The organism is Pseudomonadota bacterium, from assembly GCA_023229365.1.
GTDB lineage: Bacteria > Myxococcota_A > Polyangia > JAAYKL01 > JAAYKL01 > JALNZK01.
In genome coordinates this window covers 17054-34113 of the sequence record JALNZK010000016.1, presented here as the reverse complement: position 1 = coordinate 34113, position 17060 = coordinate 17054, and the positions used below count along the sequence as shown (strand labels likewise).

The following is a 17060-nucleotide window of genomic DNA, read 5'->3' as shown; positions in this document are numbered from 1 at the left end:
AGGGGAGAACCGCAAAGGCGCCCGATGGGGTTGATTAATCTACAACCTGACGAAATAACGACGAAAAACTCTATCGACTGCCACGATGTGCAGGTGACGACCATATCGTGCAGATGATTCATGATGTCACAGGTGTACCTCTTGTGTATGCGCAAATTTTGGGCACTGATAGCAGTTGAGGCTGATACGGAGAGCCGTGGCATGTTCGAACTGTCGGAAACAACCGTGCCCGCCACCTCGACGTGGCGCAAAACAAAGGAGAAAACCAGATGAGCAACCAGACTGCCGAAGCGAAAGTTGCGGACATCATCCGGGACGCGCAGATGCCGGTGACCAAGACCACGCTCGAGTGGTTCGAGGCGCTCTACGCGGCCGGCGCCCTGATCTACGGACCGGACGGCACCGTCTCGCTGGAGCCCAAGGTGCGCGAGGTGATCGCAGCGATGCACCAAGTGCTCGCCGGCGGCGACGTCCGGCTCGAGGTCGTCCGTCAAGGCGACGCGACGTACGCGAAGCTCGAAGAGCTGTTCGACCGTGCGGTGAGCGAGTCGAGCACGGCGAACGAGCTTCGCGATGGCGAGGACGAAGTAATGCCCTACTTGCCATAGGGGACAGTGCTCCCGTTTCTCAACAACCCGGCCGTGAGCCGGTGCACGCGCGCGTGGCTCGGCGAGATCTCCGAGACCGGGACTCTGCTCGATGCGGAGTGCCGTCTTCTCATCCAGCCGGTGCTCGACAAGGTTCGCGGTGTGCACCCCGGGGGCCTCGTGTTCTCTCTGTCGCGGGAGCTGAAAGTCGATGAGCCGCGGGCGCTCGTCGCCGGCTCGGTGTGCGAGATGTTCTACGCCGCGTGCTCGGTAACCGACGATCTCCAGGACGGCGATACCGACGCTTATTTCTCCGACGTGCCGATGTCGCTGCGGATTAACGCGCAGGTGCAGCTCTTGAGCCTCGTCGCGGTGCGACTCGCGGAGCTCGTCGAGACACTCGATCCGGGGATGCGTTGCGCGCTGATGCTCGAGCCGTACCGGACGCTCGCGATCATGCTGACCGGTCAACGCCTCGAGCTGGTCCGCGATCCCTGGGACATCGCGACCTACGAACGCGTGGCGCGCCTCAGCGCAGGCGAGCAGTTCGGCACGTATTTCCGGATCGCAGCAGCGGTTGCCGATGTCGAACCCGCATCGTTCGTCGAGTACGGAAGGTCTTTCGGCACTCTGCTTCAAATCATCGCGGACGATGAAACCGATGATAGTCGGTTGCGGAGTCTACCAGTCGACCGTGTGACCAGTTTCAGCCGAACCGTAGCGAACGACCTCTCGGACTATTCCTGTGGCCATGCCGCATCGTTCCTAAACGAGCTGACGCGAGGTGTGGTGAAGCGATGTCGTCTTCTATCAGCTTGATGGGTCGCGAGTGGAAGCGATTCGTCGACTCTTTCGACGCTGACGCGATTGTGGATGGGTGCCGACCCGCATCGGCATTTGTCCCGGTCGTTGTATGGATCGGTGCTGTTCTCGTTTTTCGTTTCGTGCCGAGTGTGCACAACGCCATCGGTTTGCGGAATTTCGTCTTCCCGATTCTGGTTACTTTCCTGGCGGGGTTGGCTTCCGTGTTGTCCTGGAGATTCGGGAGCCCCCGAATGAACGTCCTTGGCGCTCTGCAGCTCGTGGAGAATACGCTCTACTCGGCGGCGTTCCTGAGCACCGCGGCGTATTCTTTGCCGCCGGCCTCGTACGTGTTCACCGGCTTCTTCGCCTTCAGCTGTCTCTACTGGGGGATCTCCTTCTCCTTCACGCTCGTGGGGCTCGCCCCGCTCGTCGGGTCGTTTGCCTTCTTTCTCCTGGGCGGGGAGATCGATCCGATCTGCGTCACGATCTACGGGATAGGTCTGGTCTTCTTCTTCTCCATGGGCAGCATCACCCGGCACCGCCGAAGCCACAAGATGCACACCCTCCGCTCCGAGGACGTGCTCAACCGGCTCGAGACGCTCGTGGGCTCCTGCCGTTCGGGCGTCGTCGCCGAGATGGAGGTGAAGATGGCGAGCCTCGCGCACCGCGTGCGGGGGAGCCTGCACAAGGCGGCCGACGGCGTCGTGGAGCTCGGCAGGTGGCAGAACGGCAAGGACGACACGTCCGGCGCGGTCTCCTCGGCGATCGGCAACCTGGAGCGCACGGTCTCGTTGATCGACGACTTCCTCGACGGGCTGCGCTCCGGCGCCCAGGCGCCGCCGTCGTTCCACCTCCCGAAGATCGCGTCGAACGTGGAGACCGCCGACCCGGGCGACGAGGATCGACTCGAATGGGGTCCGATCCCCGACGTCTGGGTGAGCGGTCAGGAGAGCATGATCGCCCTGTCGCTGCAGAGCCTCGTGGACAACGCCATCGAGGCGGGTGCCCGCCGTGTGCGCGTCGACTGCGAGGAGAACGATTCCGAGATCTCGCTCACGATCGCGGACGATGGTCCCGGCCTTCCGGCCCAGGTTCGCAACAATCTGTTTCGACCGTACAACACGTTCGGCAAGAGCCGCGGCGTCGGGCTCGGCATCTACCTGGCGTCGCAGATCGCCCGCGCGGCCGGCGGAGGCCTCGAGCTCGTGACGAGTGGCGCGCGAGGCACGAAGTTCAAGATGTTGCTTCCCGCGGTCGACAGGTCGTACGCGGCGCAGCTCGACCCGCAAAGAGAGCCACAGGCGACGGAGCACGACGATGCGTGATCTTCTTCTACCGGGACGCGGGGACTCGGTCGTGTTCATCACGCCGCCGACGCTCGTCGTCGAGTCGCGGATCTTCCTTTACGGCCATGATCTCTACACCGTGAACCTCCACACGCAGCGGCTCATCCGCTGGCTCGAGGGGAGAGGGGTGACGGTCGCGCACATCAACTGCCACACCGACGCGGGTGCGGGCGCCCGGCGTATCGGGCAGCGCCCGGCAGGGCCGCGCACCGCGCAGCCCAAGGACGTGGAGTGCTACGCGTTCGGGCTCGACGAGGAGAACCTTCGAGAGCGGCTCGTTGCCGCGGGCAGACCGAGCCAGGTGTGGATCACGTCGCTCTTCGCCTACGATCGCGACCTCCTGAAGGAGACGATCCGCGTCGTGCGCTCCGCGCTCCCGGGCGTGCCTGTCTCGGTCGGGGGAACGTACGCCTCGCTGTGCGCGGAAGAGTGCGCGCGGATGGGTGCCGACTACGTGCACCACGGCATCCTCACGGAATCGGAAGAGACGCTCGGCGCGCAGGCCGGGCATTGCGGTTTCGTCGTGGCCGGACGCGGCTGCCCGAACCGCTGCGCGTACTGCGCCTTCCACAGGATCGAGACCGGCAAGCCGACGACGTACCCGGAGCACGAGGTGCTCGCCGAGGTGGATCGCATGATGGCGTCGGGCGTCTCGCTCCTGGCGCTCTACGCGCCCTCCGTGTTTCGCGGCGCCGCGGCCGAGTCGACCGACCGGCTGTTCGCAGGGCTCGCGAAGCGCGACACGACGACGATCGTCTGGGCGGGCTTCGAGCCGCTGGGGATCACACCGAAACGCGCGGAGCTGATCCGAGCCGCCGGGACGATCGACGTCGGCATCCCGTTGCAGACGCACGACCGCGGTATCGCCCGGAAATGGGGAAGGCGGGAGACGCTCCAGGACTACCTCGACACGCTGCAGATGATGCGCGACGCCGGCTACGGCGACCTCGAGATGTCCTCGGACATCATCGTCGGCCACCCAGACACGTCGCTCGAGGAGTCGATCCGCACCGCGTGCTTCGTCTGGTCGCAGGGGCTGCCGTCGGTGCAGTTCCCGTACACGTGCGTGCCGGGGAGCGCCGACGCGGCGTCGCTGGGCGTCGACTTCTCCGCCGTGCAGGCCGAGTCGCTGCAGCCTTATCTCTGGCCGTTCGCGCGAGAGGACAGCACGGCGAACGACTGCATCCAGTTCTCGATATTGAGCCGCGTGCTCCCGCAGTGCATCGAGTCGGCGCTCTCCTGCCTCGATCCGGACAGCGTCGTCCCGAGCCTCGTGAGGCGCTACCTGGACGAGTTCGGGTTCTCGGTTCCGCAATGGAATTTCGAGACGAAGCTCCCGCCGCTGCACATCGGCTACCAGGAGCATCTCTCGCATCCCTGGGAGCTCGTGTTGACGCTGCAGAAGCAGGGAGGCCTCGCGGAGGCCGCGAAGTACGTCGACGTGTGCGAGCACGCCCGGGTATGTGAGCCCGGCTACCTGGACATCCCTCTCGCGTTCTTCGGCGCCGGGATGCACGACGCCGCGATCCGCACGCTCCGCGGTGCCGCCCGATGTCTCCCGAACACGTACCGGGCCGCATTGGATGACGCGCTCCGGGGCGACACGGACTCGCACCATGCGCTCATGCGCGGAGTCGTCGCTGCAGGGCTTCGGAGGATCGGCCGGGAGAACGACGCGGAGCGGTGGCAGCCTCGGATACCGTCCGCATAGCCAGGCAGGGTCTCGGTCAAAAGCGCATCGCGCCTCTGAAACGACAATCATTTCACAAGTAGTCGGCCGATGGGAGAGTCACAGGTGTACGTCTTGACACATTTCTTCGGACGGGAGGTAATCGGTAGAAGAATTGAAGGGGTGTGCCAGGGGTGACTGCAGCACCGGCGTCGGCCAATGAAGAGAAGTAAATTGGATGGGTTCGAAGCGGCCATCGCTGGGGTGGCGCTGCTTGCTGCGGCTGCCTTCTTGGGATGCAGCCATGACAGAAAGCCGTCCGGTGCCGAGGATGGCGGAGGCACGGACACCGACACCGATATCGACACGGACACCGACGGCGATTCCGATACGGATCCGGATGCGGGTCCGGACGAGTGCGGCGACGTCGTCTTCGAGGGGACAGCCGCTATCACCAACACCACGAGCGTCGCGCTTCTCGCCGGAGTAACTCGCATCACCGGCGACCTTGTCATGAACGGTTCCCAGTTGCCGAATCTGAACGGGCTCGAGAGCCTCATTTGCGTGGACGGGAGCGTGCTCATCACCAACAACGACAATCTGGTTCCGTCTTCTTCTCTGGACGGTCTGTGCAACCTGAACCGGATCTCCGGCGCTTTCCGGGTGGAGTACAATGAGGGCGAAGGGGGAGAGGCGCTGACGCGAATCGGACTCTCTGCGCTGCGCCGGGTCGAGGGTGGAGTGGTTTTCGACGGGAACGCGCTGGCTTCGATAAACGGGCTCGAGAACCTCGAGCTCATCAGTGGAGGCGGTCTGGCCTTCACCGGCAATCAGCCGCTTTCAGATGTTGACGGCTTGATTGGGGTCGAAACGATCGAGGGCGGTCTCACGATCCAGAACGAATACGAACTGCAGAACCTCTCGGGGCTAGCCAACCTCGCCGATTTTTCCGGAAGCCTGAAGCTGGACGGGACGAAGAAGCTGACCGACATCTCGGCTCTGGCCGGTATCACCCATGTGGTCGAGCTCCGTATCTTGAACAACGACGTGATGGTCAGCTTACATGGACTCGAGAGCATTACGGGGACCGACGACAAGATCGAGATCATGTTGAACGATAAGCTGAGCGACTTGAACGGGCTTGGCGGTCTGCTGCAAACACCAGGACTGTTTATCCGGGAAAACAGCGAGTTGCATAGCATTCAGGGGTTGGCGAACCTCGCCGCGGTGACCGATCCCGAGTCGGGGTTGTCGATCTGGGGGAATCCGGCCCTCGCGAGCCTTTCCGGCTTGCAGAGTCTGGAAGAGGTCGCAGGGCTCCTCACCGTCTACAACAACGATAGCCTGATCAATCTGAACGGGCTTCAAGGGTTGCAGCATTCAAAGGGGGTCGCAATCGACGAGAACGGCAGCCTGACCAGCCTGGAAGGGCTCGCCTCTCTGAGCACCGTCGGCGGCGGCAACCTGAGCATCCGAGAGAACCAGGCGCTGACTGACATCTCATCGATGGACAGCGTGACCGAGATCCAGAGCAACATCAATATCGCCAACAACTCCTCCCTGCCCACTTGCGAAGCGCTGGCGTTCATCCAGAGGATGCAGGCGCTCGGATGGGATCACTCCTTCTCGGTGGAAGGGAACGCCCCGGATCCGGACGGCGGGTGCGATGGATACGACGAGGACGCGGGAGTGGATTTGGATGCCGACACGGATACGGACACGGATTCGGACACGGAGACGGACACGGATCCGCAATGTGAAGGTCTGGGTGATTTCGCGTTCTGCTCGTTGGACACGACCGTGGAGTACGGCGCCGATCTCGGCTACGACATCTGTGTCGGTGAGTACTGCATGTCACCGGCGATCTGCTCGACCGTGGGCTGCAACACGCCCGGACCTCATTCTCCGGCCGCCAGCGACGTCTCGCCTTCGAGCTACACTCGGACCGAGCCTGTCGCCAGCCAGCCCATCGTCGAGGACTCGGCGACCGGGCTCGTATGGCAGGGGTGCAACGCCGGCCTGACCAGCGCGTCTTGCGGTACTGGAACAGCCTCCGCCCTTGGTTGGGGCGCGGCCGTTCTTTACTGTGACGGACTCGAGTGGGGCGGATACAGCGATTGGTATCTTCCAGATTACCACGAGCTCGTCTCCATCATCGATTTCGACGCATCGTCGCCGTCGATCGTCGAGACGGCCTTCCCCGGCACGTCCGACGATCTGCAGCACTGGACGATGACCGTTCACGCTCAGAGCTCCGGGATCGCGTGGTGCTGTCACTTCGCGGACGGCGCGTGCAACGCGAGCTTCAAAACGAGTGCTCTCCGGGTGCGTTGCGCACGACGAGGGGAAGTTGAGTTGCCGGACAGGTTCGAGAGAACCGTCGTTGAGGGCGACCCGCTCGTGGCGGACTATGTTTCGGAGCTCGCCTGGCAGGGGTGCGCCTCGGGGCAGATCGGCGACGACTGTTCATCCTACGTACCCTACGGATACAACTGGGAAGACGCCGTCGCGTACTGTGACACGCTGGTTTGGGGAGGGTGGAGCGATTGGCGCCTGCCGACGGTCAAGGAGCTGACCAGCCTGTGGCGTCCGCGCGCGACGGTCGTCGCGGACATCGCCGTTTCGGTGTTCCCCAACGTTCCATTCGGCAGTTTCTGGACCTCGACACCGTATGTCTATGACGGGAGCGACAGCGCGCTGTATGTCGATCACCACGATTTCAGCATCGCGATACTCGTCAACTACCTCCACATGGAGAAGACGTCCGCGGCTTTCGTCCGGTGCGTACGCGACATGCCGTAGGCGGTCGCACTAAGCAATACGCGTCGTTGCTCTTCCGCTCGAGGATCTACTTCGTAGCGCAACCAGCGAGTTTCGGCTGGATCGTGCGCAGCTATTCAATCACCGGGTTGATCGGCTTCACGCCGATGCCGCCGAGGTAGCCGTAGGAATTGCAGTAGGCAGTTCCAACGACTGAGAGCCCTACCGGCGCAGAAGCCGTAAGAGCGCTGGATCAGGTCTTCGTGAAGCGTCCCACCGGGCAGGTCCTTGCGCCCTGGAGGTCCAATCGTGCTCTCGTCTGCGGTACTCTCTAAGATGAACGGTCAACGACAGAAATGCTTTAGAGGGGCCAGCGCGCCCCTCGGCTTGGACGTCCTCCCAGGACGACATGTGCCCTTAGATCCAGCTCGCTCGTTGGGGAGGACGTTATTGTAACGTAACGCGCGATCCTCGGCGAGCAAGAGGGTCGCTAATGACTCTCCCCGTGATCTTCTGCGAGCACCCTCCGAACGTCCCGCGCCGCGCGAGTGGTGGTGCTGTCTCGCCGGTACGTTTGACCGACGAACGACGGGACAAAGAGCAGCCCGCCGATGAGCTCCGCCAAGGTGGCGCCACTGGAGGAGATCCGCGCGAAGCTGTCCGCCGAGCAGCGGGAGCTCTTCTCGCAGGGGCGCGAGATACTGGAGAAACTGGCCAACAGCTAGAACGAAAACCCAACCCTCTCGGGTCGGGCCGGGCAACACCCCATGATGTTCTACCGCGGAACGTCACCCTCGCGCATCTTGGATTTGGCCCTGCGTTCGATGATCTCCTCGGCTAGGGCGACCAGCAGGATCACCGCCTGCACGAGCGACACGTTCGCGAACCTCAACCTCCCGATGGTCGAGCGCGTCGCGGACGTCGTGATCCGCGGCGTGGGCCTCGTCGCCTACTGATCCGACCGTCCGCGGGCTAGATGAGCTCCAGGGATCCGATCAGCTGCTCGGCCGCGCCCCCGTCGCCACCCTTGGCGACCTCCGGGGTGCCGGTGGTCTCATCGATGAGCCCGAACAGCAGATCGTACGTGCCCTTGGGCAGCTCCCCGGTCAGGAGGAGCGGCGCGTCCTCCACGATCTCTCCCGCCGCCCATTCGCCGACCGGATAGATCCAGCCCGTCGGGACGTGGGTCGCAGCGGGGACCCCCTTCGCGGCCTCGGCGCGGGGGCGCAGCCGCGTCGACACCAGCCACGGCGAGGTGCCCTTTCCCCCGGCGCTCGAGAAGTAGAGCCGCAGCAAGAACGGCCCCTTCTGCGGCACCGTCGCCGGGACCACGGCGCCGAGGTAGCGGACCCCGTTGCCGAAGGCGAGCTCCCGGCGGTCGGTCAGATTTCCGGGGAGCTTCGACACGACGCAGGCCGGCTTCCTCGAAAAGTCGAAGGCGACGCGTTCCGGCTTCGGCGCCACGTACCTCTTCGGAGGCGGGCTCCTCCTCCCCCGCTCGAGATCGAAGACGGCCGTGTGGCGCTCCATCCTGTAGACGAGATTCGGGTTCAGCGCCCGCGATTGAGCGATGAAGGACGACAGGACCTTGTCTCCCCTCGCGTTCTGCAGGAGATCGATCCGCGTCCTGATCGTCCGGGTCGCGTAGGCCGTCAGCCGGCTGACCCCGCTCGCGTCGAACGCGATCTCGAAAACCAACCCGTCCCCGCTGAAGTCGAGGATGAAGTTGCCCGTGTCGTACAGGACCAGCCCGTTGCGGTAGACCTCCGCGCCCTGGAAGTGATGTGCCGAGTGGCCGAGGATCAGGTCCGCGCCGGCGTCGATCATCTTCCGCGCGTGCTGGCGGCGCAGCTCGCTCGGCACCTTCTCGAGCGCGTTGCCCCAGTGGGCGGAGATCACGACGAGATCGGCGACCTCTCGAGCCTGCCGGATGAGCGGCACCAGGGTCTCGCTGACCTTCTCTTTCTCGATGAAGAAGTTCCCCGTGCGGTTTCCACGGGCGGCGAACCTGCGTGCGACCTCCTGGAAGGCGATCCACGCCACGACGACGTCGCCCCGGACGACGTACCGAATCCGCCTCGCTTCCTCGGCGTTCGCACCGGCGCCGACCGCGACAATGCCCTGCGACGCGAGGATCTGCAGCGAGTCGTCCAGAGCGCTCGGTCCGAAGTCGCCGGTGTGGTTGTTCGCCTGCGAGACGACGTCGATGCCCGCCTCTGACAAAAGGCGCACCAGTTTCGGTCTGCCGCGAAAGCAGAAGGGCGCGGCGGCCGGCTGGAACTTGGAGCACGTGCCTCGATCCGACAGGAGGCCCTCCAGGTTCAGGAACGCGATGTCCGCCCTCCGCACGAGCGGCAGGACACGGCCGAGGACGATGTTGACCGGCGTCTGGGCCTCCTTGTGAAGCCGCCGCGTCAACAGCGAGTCGCCGCCGCCGAAGATCGTGTAGGTCCTGGCAACGTCGTTCCTCTCGTCTGGCCTGCAGGCGGTCGCGGTCAGGAGCAGCAGGGCGGCGGGAAGCGCGAGAGTAACGGCGCAGGCGGACAGTCTCTTCACATCTCTCATCTCGCAGCCTCCACAGCATGATCCCCCATGAGACCGAGCAGAAACCGTGCCAGGTCGGTGTCCCCGCCCCCGGCGCGGCACAGCACGTCTGTTTTCCGGTGGTTAGAGATGACCCGGACCGACGCAGGTTGTGCCAGGTTGTGCCACCGGGAAAGCACCGCCTGAAAATGCCCCGGTGCACACGCGGTGACCTAAATGCGGTATCGTCGTCACCGACCCCCAACGGAGAAGTCGCGGTAGGGACGGCCCTTCGCCGACAAGGTTCGGGCCGCCCCCCGCACGGAACCCAGCGAGGTCATGGCACGTGGTCGCCGGTCGGCGAAGGCCGCAAGGGGCAAGGGTTTCCTGGATCAGAGAGAAGCTGCGTGCGGCCCGCGCCGCGTTTCGCAACGACAAGGCGGTGATAGCCGAGTTCGACCGCTTCCACCGCTCGTCCGTGAGGGCCAAGAAGGTCCAGGAAGAGGCGGGGATCCGCCCGAGACTCGTCTCTAGTCTATCCAGCAGTCCGTCGTGCCGTACACAGTGGCCTCGTCCATCACGAACAGGTTGGTCGCCATGCCGCACTCGAAACCGGTGCCGCGCGCGTTCGGGCCGATGACCTCTCCCGTATAGCAGGCGCCCGAGATCGACGTAATGGGGCCGTCGGCGGTGAAGACACGGCCCGACGCGGTGACGCCGATGGTCGCGCCCTCCAACAGGACTATGTCCTCGTCTGCGATGTCGCACTCCATGTGCCACGCGCCGTCCATGACGCCGAAGGCGCCGTCCTCGCCGGCGACCGCGAAGCCGCCGTCGAACAGCGGCTGCACGGTGAGCCAGTCCGAATCGTCGCCCCAGTAGCTGGGCCAGTCCGGGAAGCCGGAGAAGGCGAGGCGGCCGCTGTCGCCCACGGCGACGACGATTGCCGTGACATCGTTGGGGAAGGTCTCCATGTCGTTGAAGAGAGGGTCCTCCGTGCTCGCCGTAATCGGCGACGTCCACGCGGTGCCGTCGAAGCAGTGGATCCCATCACCGTACGCGCAGATCGGCTCGCCGTATCCGCCCCACCAGAGGCCGTGGACAATCGTCGCCCCGGGGATCTCCCCGCCCGGGATCGCGGTGATTTCTGTGCTCGGGCTCTCGCCGGCGAGATCCGCGCTGTACAGCGCACAGCCGGTGTCGCCGCACAGGGCGGCCATGTTCGACGGCGCCTCGGCGTCATCCCACGGCTGGTAGTAACTCATGGCCACGGCGACCGCGTGCAGCCCGGAGTCGCTGGGAAGGTCCATCGTCGCGATCCGTGCGTTCGCTGCGGTACACGTCTCTCCCGCCGTTGCGCACATGATGACCGAGATCGTGCGCACGCCGTCCGCATCTCGCTCGGCGAGCACGGTCCAAGGCGACACGTCGATGAAGCGCGTCCCCTCGCCGAAGTCGGCCGCTTCGAAGAGGAGTGGGGGGAGCACGTCGCTCACTCCATCCGGGCACGTCTCCGCGATCGGATCCGGGCACCCGAAGGCGGAGGTATCGGTGTCCGCGTCCGTATCCGAGTCGGAGTCCGAGTCGGAGTCCGAGTCTGTGTCCGCGCCAGTGCTCGCGTCCTGATTGCAGCCGTTGCCGTCAGCCCCACACGCGGCAAGCCCGAGCGATGCGGTGACAACAAGAATCCAAACACCAAACCATTTTCCGAACATGACCGCACCTCCCCCTGGAAAAGAGTGCTCTAGTTTTCGTCTGGCGACCCTGTCGGCGCTGGTCCGGCCAACGAACAATCCCGTTGTACGCTGGAGTGAGAACCGGGCGCGGATTTAGAAGTGAGCGACCGTTGGATGCCGAGAAGGGAGAGCATGACTATTACCCTCTGTCATGGCGCCTCCCGAACACAACGGACCAGGGCGCTCGTGGTGGTTCGGCGCTGCTGCGGCCAGATGACCGTGTACATACCGCCGAGTACGATGACCCGCTCGAAGACGACCGTCTGGCCTGTGTCCTCGTATGCGGCGGGGCCGGCCGACGACACCCAGAAGAATTGCGTCGGGTTTGAGGGGAAGGCGCCGGGGTCGATCGGCACCGCGGGAGGGCCGGCGCGCAGGTCGTTCAAGCTCGCGAGCTCCTTGGCGCCGGGCAATCGCCAGTCGTCGTGACCTCCCCAGGCGAGCGCGTCGCAGTAGTCGGCGGCGCCGGGCTGCGTGTAGCCGAACGGGTAGTAGCCGGTGCAGTGGTCGCCGGTCTGTCCAGCGACGCAGCCCTGCCACATCAGTCCGGTCACCGCGTCGGCGACGACCGGGCGGCCGTCGACGATGGCGCGCGCGAAGCGGATGAGCGGCTGGTCGGCCGCCGCGCCGCGCACGCAGCGCACCCGGTATCCCCAAAGGTTCTTCTGAACGCCCCACACCGCCCGGTAGAGAGGATCGAAGGAGAACGCCTTCTCCGGCGCCGTGTAGCAGCTCTCGATCGAGAAGAGCGACACGGCGTCGCTGCTCGCCGGGAACGCGTCCGGATCGAACGCCGGGGCGGAACCGTCCACACCGGCGATCGAGAGCAGCTCGTACAGGTTCGGCAGGTGCCAGTCGTCGTAACCGCCCCACGTGAGACCGTCGCAGTAGAGGATCGCCGGCACCCAGTCGTACTCGGCGGCGGTGCCGACGTCGCACGCCGCGCCGCTCAGGCCGGCCTCGCAGCCCTGCCAGGTCAGCCCAGTGAGCGGGTCACCGACGACCGGCTCGCCCGCCACCGGCACGCTGCGGACGAAGCCGGACGGCGTGTCCGCGGCGATCGGGCCGTGCGGCCCGGTCGTGTTGCACGCCGCGTTCAGGCAGGTGCCGGGCGAGACGCACGCACCGTCTGCGCACAGGTCGTAGGAGAGGTCGGCGCCGGCGGTCGCCGTGGTGTCGAGCGCGCACGGCGCGAAGTCCGGCTCGGCGGCGCACTGCGGGTCGGTGTCGGTGTCCGTGTCGGTGTCGGCGTCGCCGTCGGCGCCGGCCCACGGGTCGACGCCGTCGCAGCCGCCCTCCGGATCCGGAGCATTGCCCCACAGCTCGAGCTCGGTGATCGTGCCGACCTCCTCGAGGTGCTGCTCGAGTTGCACCGCTGCGCAGGTCGGCAACGAGAGGTTTTCCCGGATCGCCAGGTGCGCCGAGAACTCGGTGACGCCGTCGAGCGCGTCGACCTCGACGAGCGCCGGGTTCATCTGGATGAACAGGGCGGTGCCGAGCGCCGTGACCGCTTCGAGCCCGTCGAGCGAGATCAGGCTCGCGTTCCCCCCGATCTGAAACAGATCTCCGACCGAGGCGAGGTGGCTGAGCCCGGCGAGCGTCGCGAGCGAGTCGTTGCCCGTGATCTGCAGTTCCACCCCCACCGCCTCGAGCGGGAGGTCACCGAGATCGAGCAGCGCCGGGTTCCACGAGATCTCCAGATCTCCGCCCACCTCCACGAGGCTCGACAGCCCGGCGAGGCTCTGCAGCGAATCGTTGTACATGATGCCCACCTGGTTGGTCACCGCGGCGAGGCCGCCGAGCCCGTCGAGGTCCACGAGGGCGTCCAGGTGCGAGACGCCGAGCGACGTCGCCGCCGAGATCCCACCCAGCCCGACGAGGCTCGTCAGCACGGGGCAGTCGGCGACGACGAGCGCCTGCACCGGGCCGACCAAGGCGGACAGGCCGTCGACACGCGCGAGGCCGTCGACGCTGTCGATCCGCAGGTCCCCGCCGAGCGAGGCGAGCGCCCCGAGCCCGTCGAGATCCGCGAGGTCCGGCATCATCCCCAGGTCGAGGCTGCCGCCGATCAACGTGAGCGCCTCGAGGCCCGACAGCGACGAGAGGAGGTTCTCCTGCATCGTCACGTCGCCCTCGACGCGGACGAGGCTCGACAACCCGATGCGGCCGAGCGGGACACCGCCGGCTCCCTGGTTGCCCTGGACCGTCAGGGCGCCGCCGATCCACTCGAGCCCGGACAGCCCGTCAAGCCAGTCATCGCCGCCCCATGCCGTGCCGTAGTAGATGGTGAGGGTTCCGCCCACGCACAGTAGGCTCTCGAGCCCGGCGAGGTTCGAGAGCGAGGCACCGTCGACGAGCAGATCGCCGGTGACGTACGTGACGCCCGCGAGCGCGTCGATGTCCGCGGGACCGGAAACGATGACGGAGCCATCGTGCACTTCCGTGCCGCAGTCGACAGGAGGCTCGACTCCCGTGTCCGTTTCGGTGTCCGTGTCGGAGTCGGTATCGACATCGGTATCCGCGTCCGAATCGGAATCCGAATCCGCGTCGGTGTCCACGTCGGTGTCACCGTCCGTGTCTGTATCCGTGTCCGCGTCCGGTGCGTCTCCCGACGCAAGGAACACGCTCTGCCAACAGCCGGAGGCGGCGACGAACAGGACCGCGACAGCCGCAGCGCCCGGGTGCATGAGCCTGTGCGTGTTCATGTCCGCGTGTCCCCTTCCCAGCCGACATACCGTCTAGATAATGTTCTCCTACTAATATAGGGGGTTCGCCATGCCTGGGAGGGGAAAATAAAATCGCAGCGTGGCGCGGTTGCCGACACTCTTCGATGAGCAGCGAAACGATCTCGAAGTTTCACGGTCGAGAAGACCCCCCAACCGAAAGGAGAACGCCCGTCATTCCAGGCGGTACTTGGCCACGTAGGCTCCCTCGGCCTCCGAGCTGCAGTACTGGGACACGCCGTCCGTGTCGTCCCCGAGCTCGATCTCGCCGTGGAAGCTGCCGGCGATGACGAAGCGATCCTCGCCGAGGGCGATCACGTCGTGCGGGTCGGAGTAGATGTCGTCGAATGGGTTGAGCCCCAGTGTTCCGCGTACACACGAAAGCCAATTCAAAGAAAGTCCCTCCCCTGGTTCGAGGCCGCGCGCGACCCGGCGGTGCGTTCGCCTGATTGTACCAGGGTCGGCCCCGCCGATCGATCGACAGGAAATCGTGGTGCTGTCGAAGAACCGTCTACATATCGGTGAGCGTGAGCGGGTTCTCGATGACGCACGCCGTGCCGTCGCACGTCTCGACCTCGGGGTGCGGACAGTCGGTGTCGCCGATGCCGCACGCCCAGAGGCACAGCTCGATGGTGCCCGCCAGTGCCGTGTCCACGGTGTGAGCCACGAGGTTCTCCTCGTCGCATCCGCCGTCCGAAGGCGCGCCATAGAGAGAACCGCTTTCGATCGACAATCCTCCCCACCCCGGCTCGGCCCCCTCGACGTAGCGGCACGAGAACACCGGCGTGTCGGCCATCGGAATGAGAGAAGTCGCGCGCGCCGGTTGATCGCATTCGGGCGCGGTGCACGACTCGACGGTGATCTCGAGATCCAAGGCGTCGTCGATCGAGAACGGCGTGAGGACATACTCGAAATAGTAGAGGCTGTCGCCGCACGCCAGGGCTCCCTCATCCTGCCAGATCGCGCTCACCGCGAGCGCGTCCGCCCCCGTTGTGTTCGCCGTCCCCGCGAACGGTATACCGGGCAGGAGGTCGGGGGGCACGCACCCTGCCAAGAAGTTCACGAGCGCGAGCGACCAGCTGTCGTCCGACGGAGTGTCCGCGATGACGCACTCCAGCCCCGCCAGCGTCGAGACAACGTAGCCGGAGTGCAGGCCGACGGCCGCGGAGCCGTAGCCGAAGTCGAAGGAGACGAGGACGTCGTCGGTGTCGGTGTCGGTATCCGCGTCGGTGTCCGTGTCGGAATCCGTGTCGACGTCGGTGTCCGTGTCGACATCCGTATCCGCGTCGGTATCGGTGTCTGTGCCCGCGTCCGGGTCGCCCTCGAACTGGACGTCGCCGCAGCCAGCGGCAGCCCACAAAGCCGTTAAAAGCGTTCCCGTTATCCAAACTGTCGATTTCATATTTCTCCCCTCTCGTCCTCGGCGCGGTTGCACTGTTTTGAAACGAACGAATTGCCGTCGCTGTAGGGGCAATAGGGATCAACGTACACGCCCCTGTCGCACAGCGCAGCGATATTTCCCGCCTGCGCGACCTCGTCGATGAGGTTGTCGATGACCGAGACCTCATCGCCCGAGTCGATGCCTTCGTTCGAGGCGAGCGGGGCAAGGTCACTGACCTGGTTGGAATCGAGGTACAAACCCGTCAGCGACGTGAGCCCGGCGAGCGGAGTCAGGTTGGCGATCTCGTTGCCGACGAGGCGAGTCCAGGTGAGAGATACCAGGCTGGCGAGCGGCGTGAGGTCGTCGATCTGGTTGTCTTCGAGGTCCAGCTCGGTTAGTGACACGAGACCCGCAAGCGGAGCGAGATCATCGACCTGATTGGAAGAGAGCGCCAGAAAGGTGAGCGACGTGAGACCGGAAAGCCCCGTGAGATCGCCGATCTGGTTATCGCCGAGCCAGAGTCGGTTTACTGCAGTGAGCCCTTCGAGATCGCTGATCTGATTGCCGGTGAGACGCAGGTCTTCGAGGGAGGTAAGACTTGCCATCGGTATGAGATCACTGATCTGATTGCTCGAAAGGTTCAGATTGGTAAGAGACGTAAGTCCGGCCAGGGGCGTGACGTCGGCCACCTGGTTGTTCTCGAGGTACAGGAAGCTCAGATCCGGAAGGTTCGAGAGGTACAATGCGCTGATTTGGTTGTTCGAACAGTCCAAAACGATCAGCTGCTCGAGGTCCGAAAGGGACAACGCGCTGATCTGGTTCTCGTCGAGGTTGAGATGCGTCAGCTGCGTCAGCGACGACAACGGACTCGCATCAGTGATCTGGTTGCCGGAGAGGTACAAAACGAGCAGCGACGCGAGGCCGGAGATCGGCGTGAGGTCGCTCACCAGGTTGGCGTCGAGCTGGAGCTCCTCCAGCGTGGCGAGCGACGCCAAGGGCGAAACGTCGTCCACTTGATTCTGCACGAGGAAGAGCTTCTCGAGCGCGGTCAAGGCTGACACAGGCGTCAGATCGCTGATCTGGTTGTTGTCGAGGCTCAGGATGGTCAGCGACACCAGGCACTCGATGCCGTCGAGCGACGCTATCTCGCGATCACCTGCCCACAGCGCCGTCAATCCGGCGACGTCGGCGGCGTAGATGTCACCCGACCCCATGCCGATCGCGTCGCGGATCGCCGCTTCGAGGTTGTTGTCCGCGAACACGAGCACGCCCGAGCAATCATCCGCGTCCGTGTCTGAATCCGAGTCGGTATCGACGTCCGTGTCCGTGTCCGAATCGACATCCGTGTCCGTGCCCGCGTCCGGGTCACCCTCGAACTGGACGTCGCCGCAGCCGTAAACCGCCCACGCGGTGACAAGAAGTGTGCCCACTATCCAAGCTGTCGATCTCATGTGTCTCCCCTTTCAAATCCGGCCCGGGTGGGCCGCTTCGCAACGAACGGATCGCCATCTCCCAGCGAAGTCATGTCGCT

The 17060-nt window shown here is 64.9% G+C and carries 11 protein-coding genes; 5 read left to right on the top strand and 6 right to left on the bottom strand.

Annotation, left to right across the window (positions count from 1 at the left end; all coding sequences use genetic code 11):
• The first annotated feature begins 269 nt into the window (after window positions 1–269).
• From M0R80_10475 to M0R80_10455, 5 genes are all read left to right on the top strand, one after another.
• Window positions 270–608 carry a hypothetical protein gene (locus M0R80_10475; protein MCK9460053.1) on the top strand — a complete coding sequence of 113 codons (339 nt, stop codon included), beginning with the start codon at window positions 270–272 and terminating at the stop codon, window positions 606–608.
• A gap of 33 nt (window positions 609–641) precedes the next feature.
• A complete protein-coding gene (locus tag M0R80_10470; GenBank protein MCK9460052.1) occupies window positions 642–1406 on the top strand; it encodes a hypothetical protein in 765 nt (254 codons plus the stop codon).
• 236 nt (window positions 1407–1642) lie between these two features.
• On the top strand, window positions 1643–2716 hold the full coding sequence (locus M0R80_10465) for a HAMP domain-containing histidine kinase (GenBank protein MCK9460051.1): 1074 nt from the start codon (window positions 1643–1645) through the stop codon (window positions 2714–2716).
• Window positions 2709–4448, top strand: a complete 1740-nt coding sequence (locus tag M0R80_10460; GenBank protein MCK9460050.1) for a radical SAM protein — start codon at window positions 2709–2711, stop codon at window positions 4446–4448. Before M0R80_10465 ends, M0R80_10460 begins: the two co-directional genes overlap by 8 nt.
• 192 nt (window positions 4449–4640) lie before the next feature.
• On the top strand, window positions 4641–7208 hold the full coding sequence (locus M0R80_10455; protein MCK9460049.1) for a DUF1566 domain-containing protein: 2568 nt from the start codon (window positions 4641–4643) through the stop codon (window positions 7206–7208).
• A gap of 930 nt (window positions 7209–8138) precedes the next feature.
• Here M0R80_10455 and M0R80_10450 read toward each other — a convergent pair.
• From M0R80_10450 to M0R80_10425, 6 genes are all read right to left on the bottom strand, one after another.
• Window positions 8139–9731, bottom strand: a complete 1593-nt coding sequence (locus M0R80_10450; GenBank protein MCK9460048.1) for a CapA family protein — start codon at window positions 9729–9731, stop codon at window positions 8139–8141.
• A 488-nt stretch (window positions 9732–10219) separates the two neighbouring features.
• Complete coding sequence (locus M0R80_10445) at window positions 10220–11404, bottom strand: hypothetical protein (protein ID MCK9460047.1); 1185 nt, start codon at window positions 11402–11404, stop codon at window positions 10220–10222.
• 170 nt (window positions 11405–11574) lie between these two features.
• The gene (locus tag M0R80_10440) at window positions 11575–12900 is read right to left on the bottom strand and encodes a DUF1566 domain-containing protein (GenBank protein ID MCK9460046.1); all 1326 of its coding nucleotides are present in this window, start codon (window positions 12898–12900) and stop codon (window positions 11575–11577) included.
• Between the two features lie 1422 nt (window positions 12901–14322).
• A complete protein-coding gene (locus tag M0R80_10435; protein MCK9460045.1) occupies window positions 14323–14541 on the bottom strand; it encodes a hypothetical protein in 219 nt (72 codons plus the stop codon).
• Window positions 14542–14659: 118 nt separating this feature from the next.
• Window positions 14660–15550, bottom strand: a complete 891-nt coding sequence (locus tag M0R80_10430; protein ID MCK9460044.1) for a hypothetical protein — start codon at window positions 15548–15550, stop codon at window positions 14660–14662.
• Window positions 15547–16980 (bottom strand): leucine-rich repeat domain-containing protein, encoded by a 1434-nt coding sequence (locus tag M0R80_10425; protein ID MCK9460043.1) that lies wholly within the window; start codon window positions 16978–16980, stop codon window positions 15547–15549. The genes M0R80_10430 and M0R80_10425 overlap by 4 nt, the downstream gene beginning before the upstream one ends.
• Between the last annotated feature and the right edge of the window lie 80 nt (window positions 16981–17060).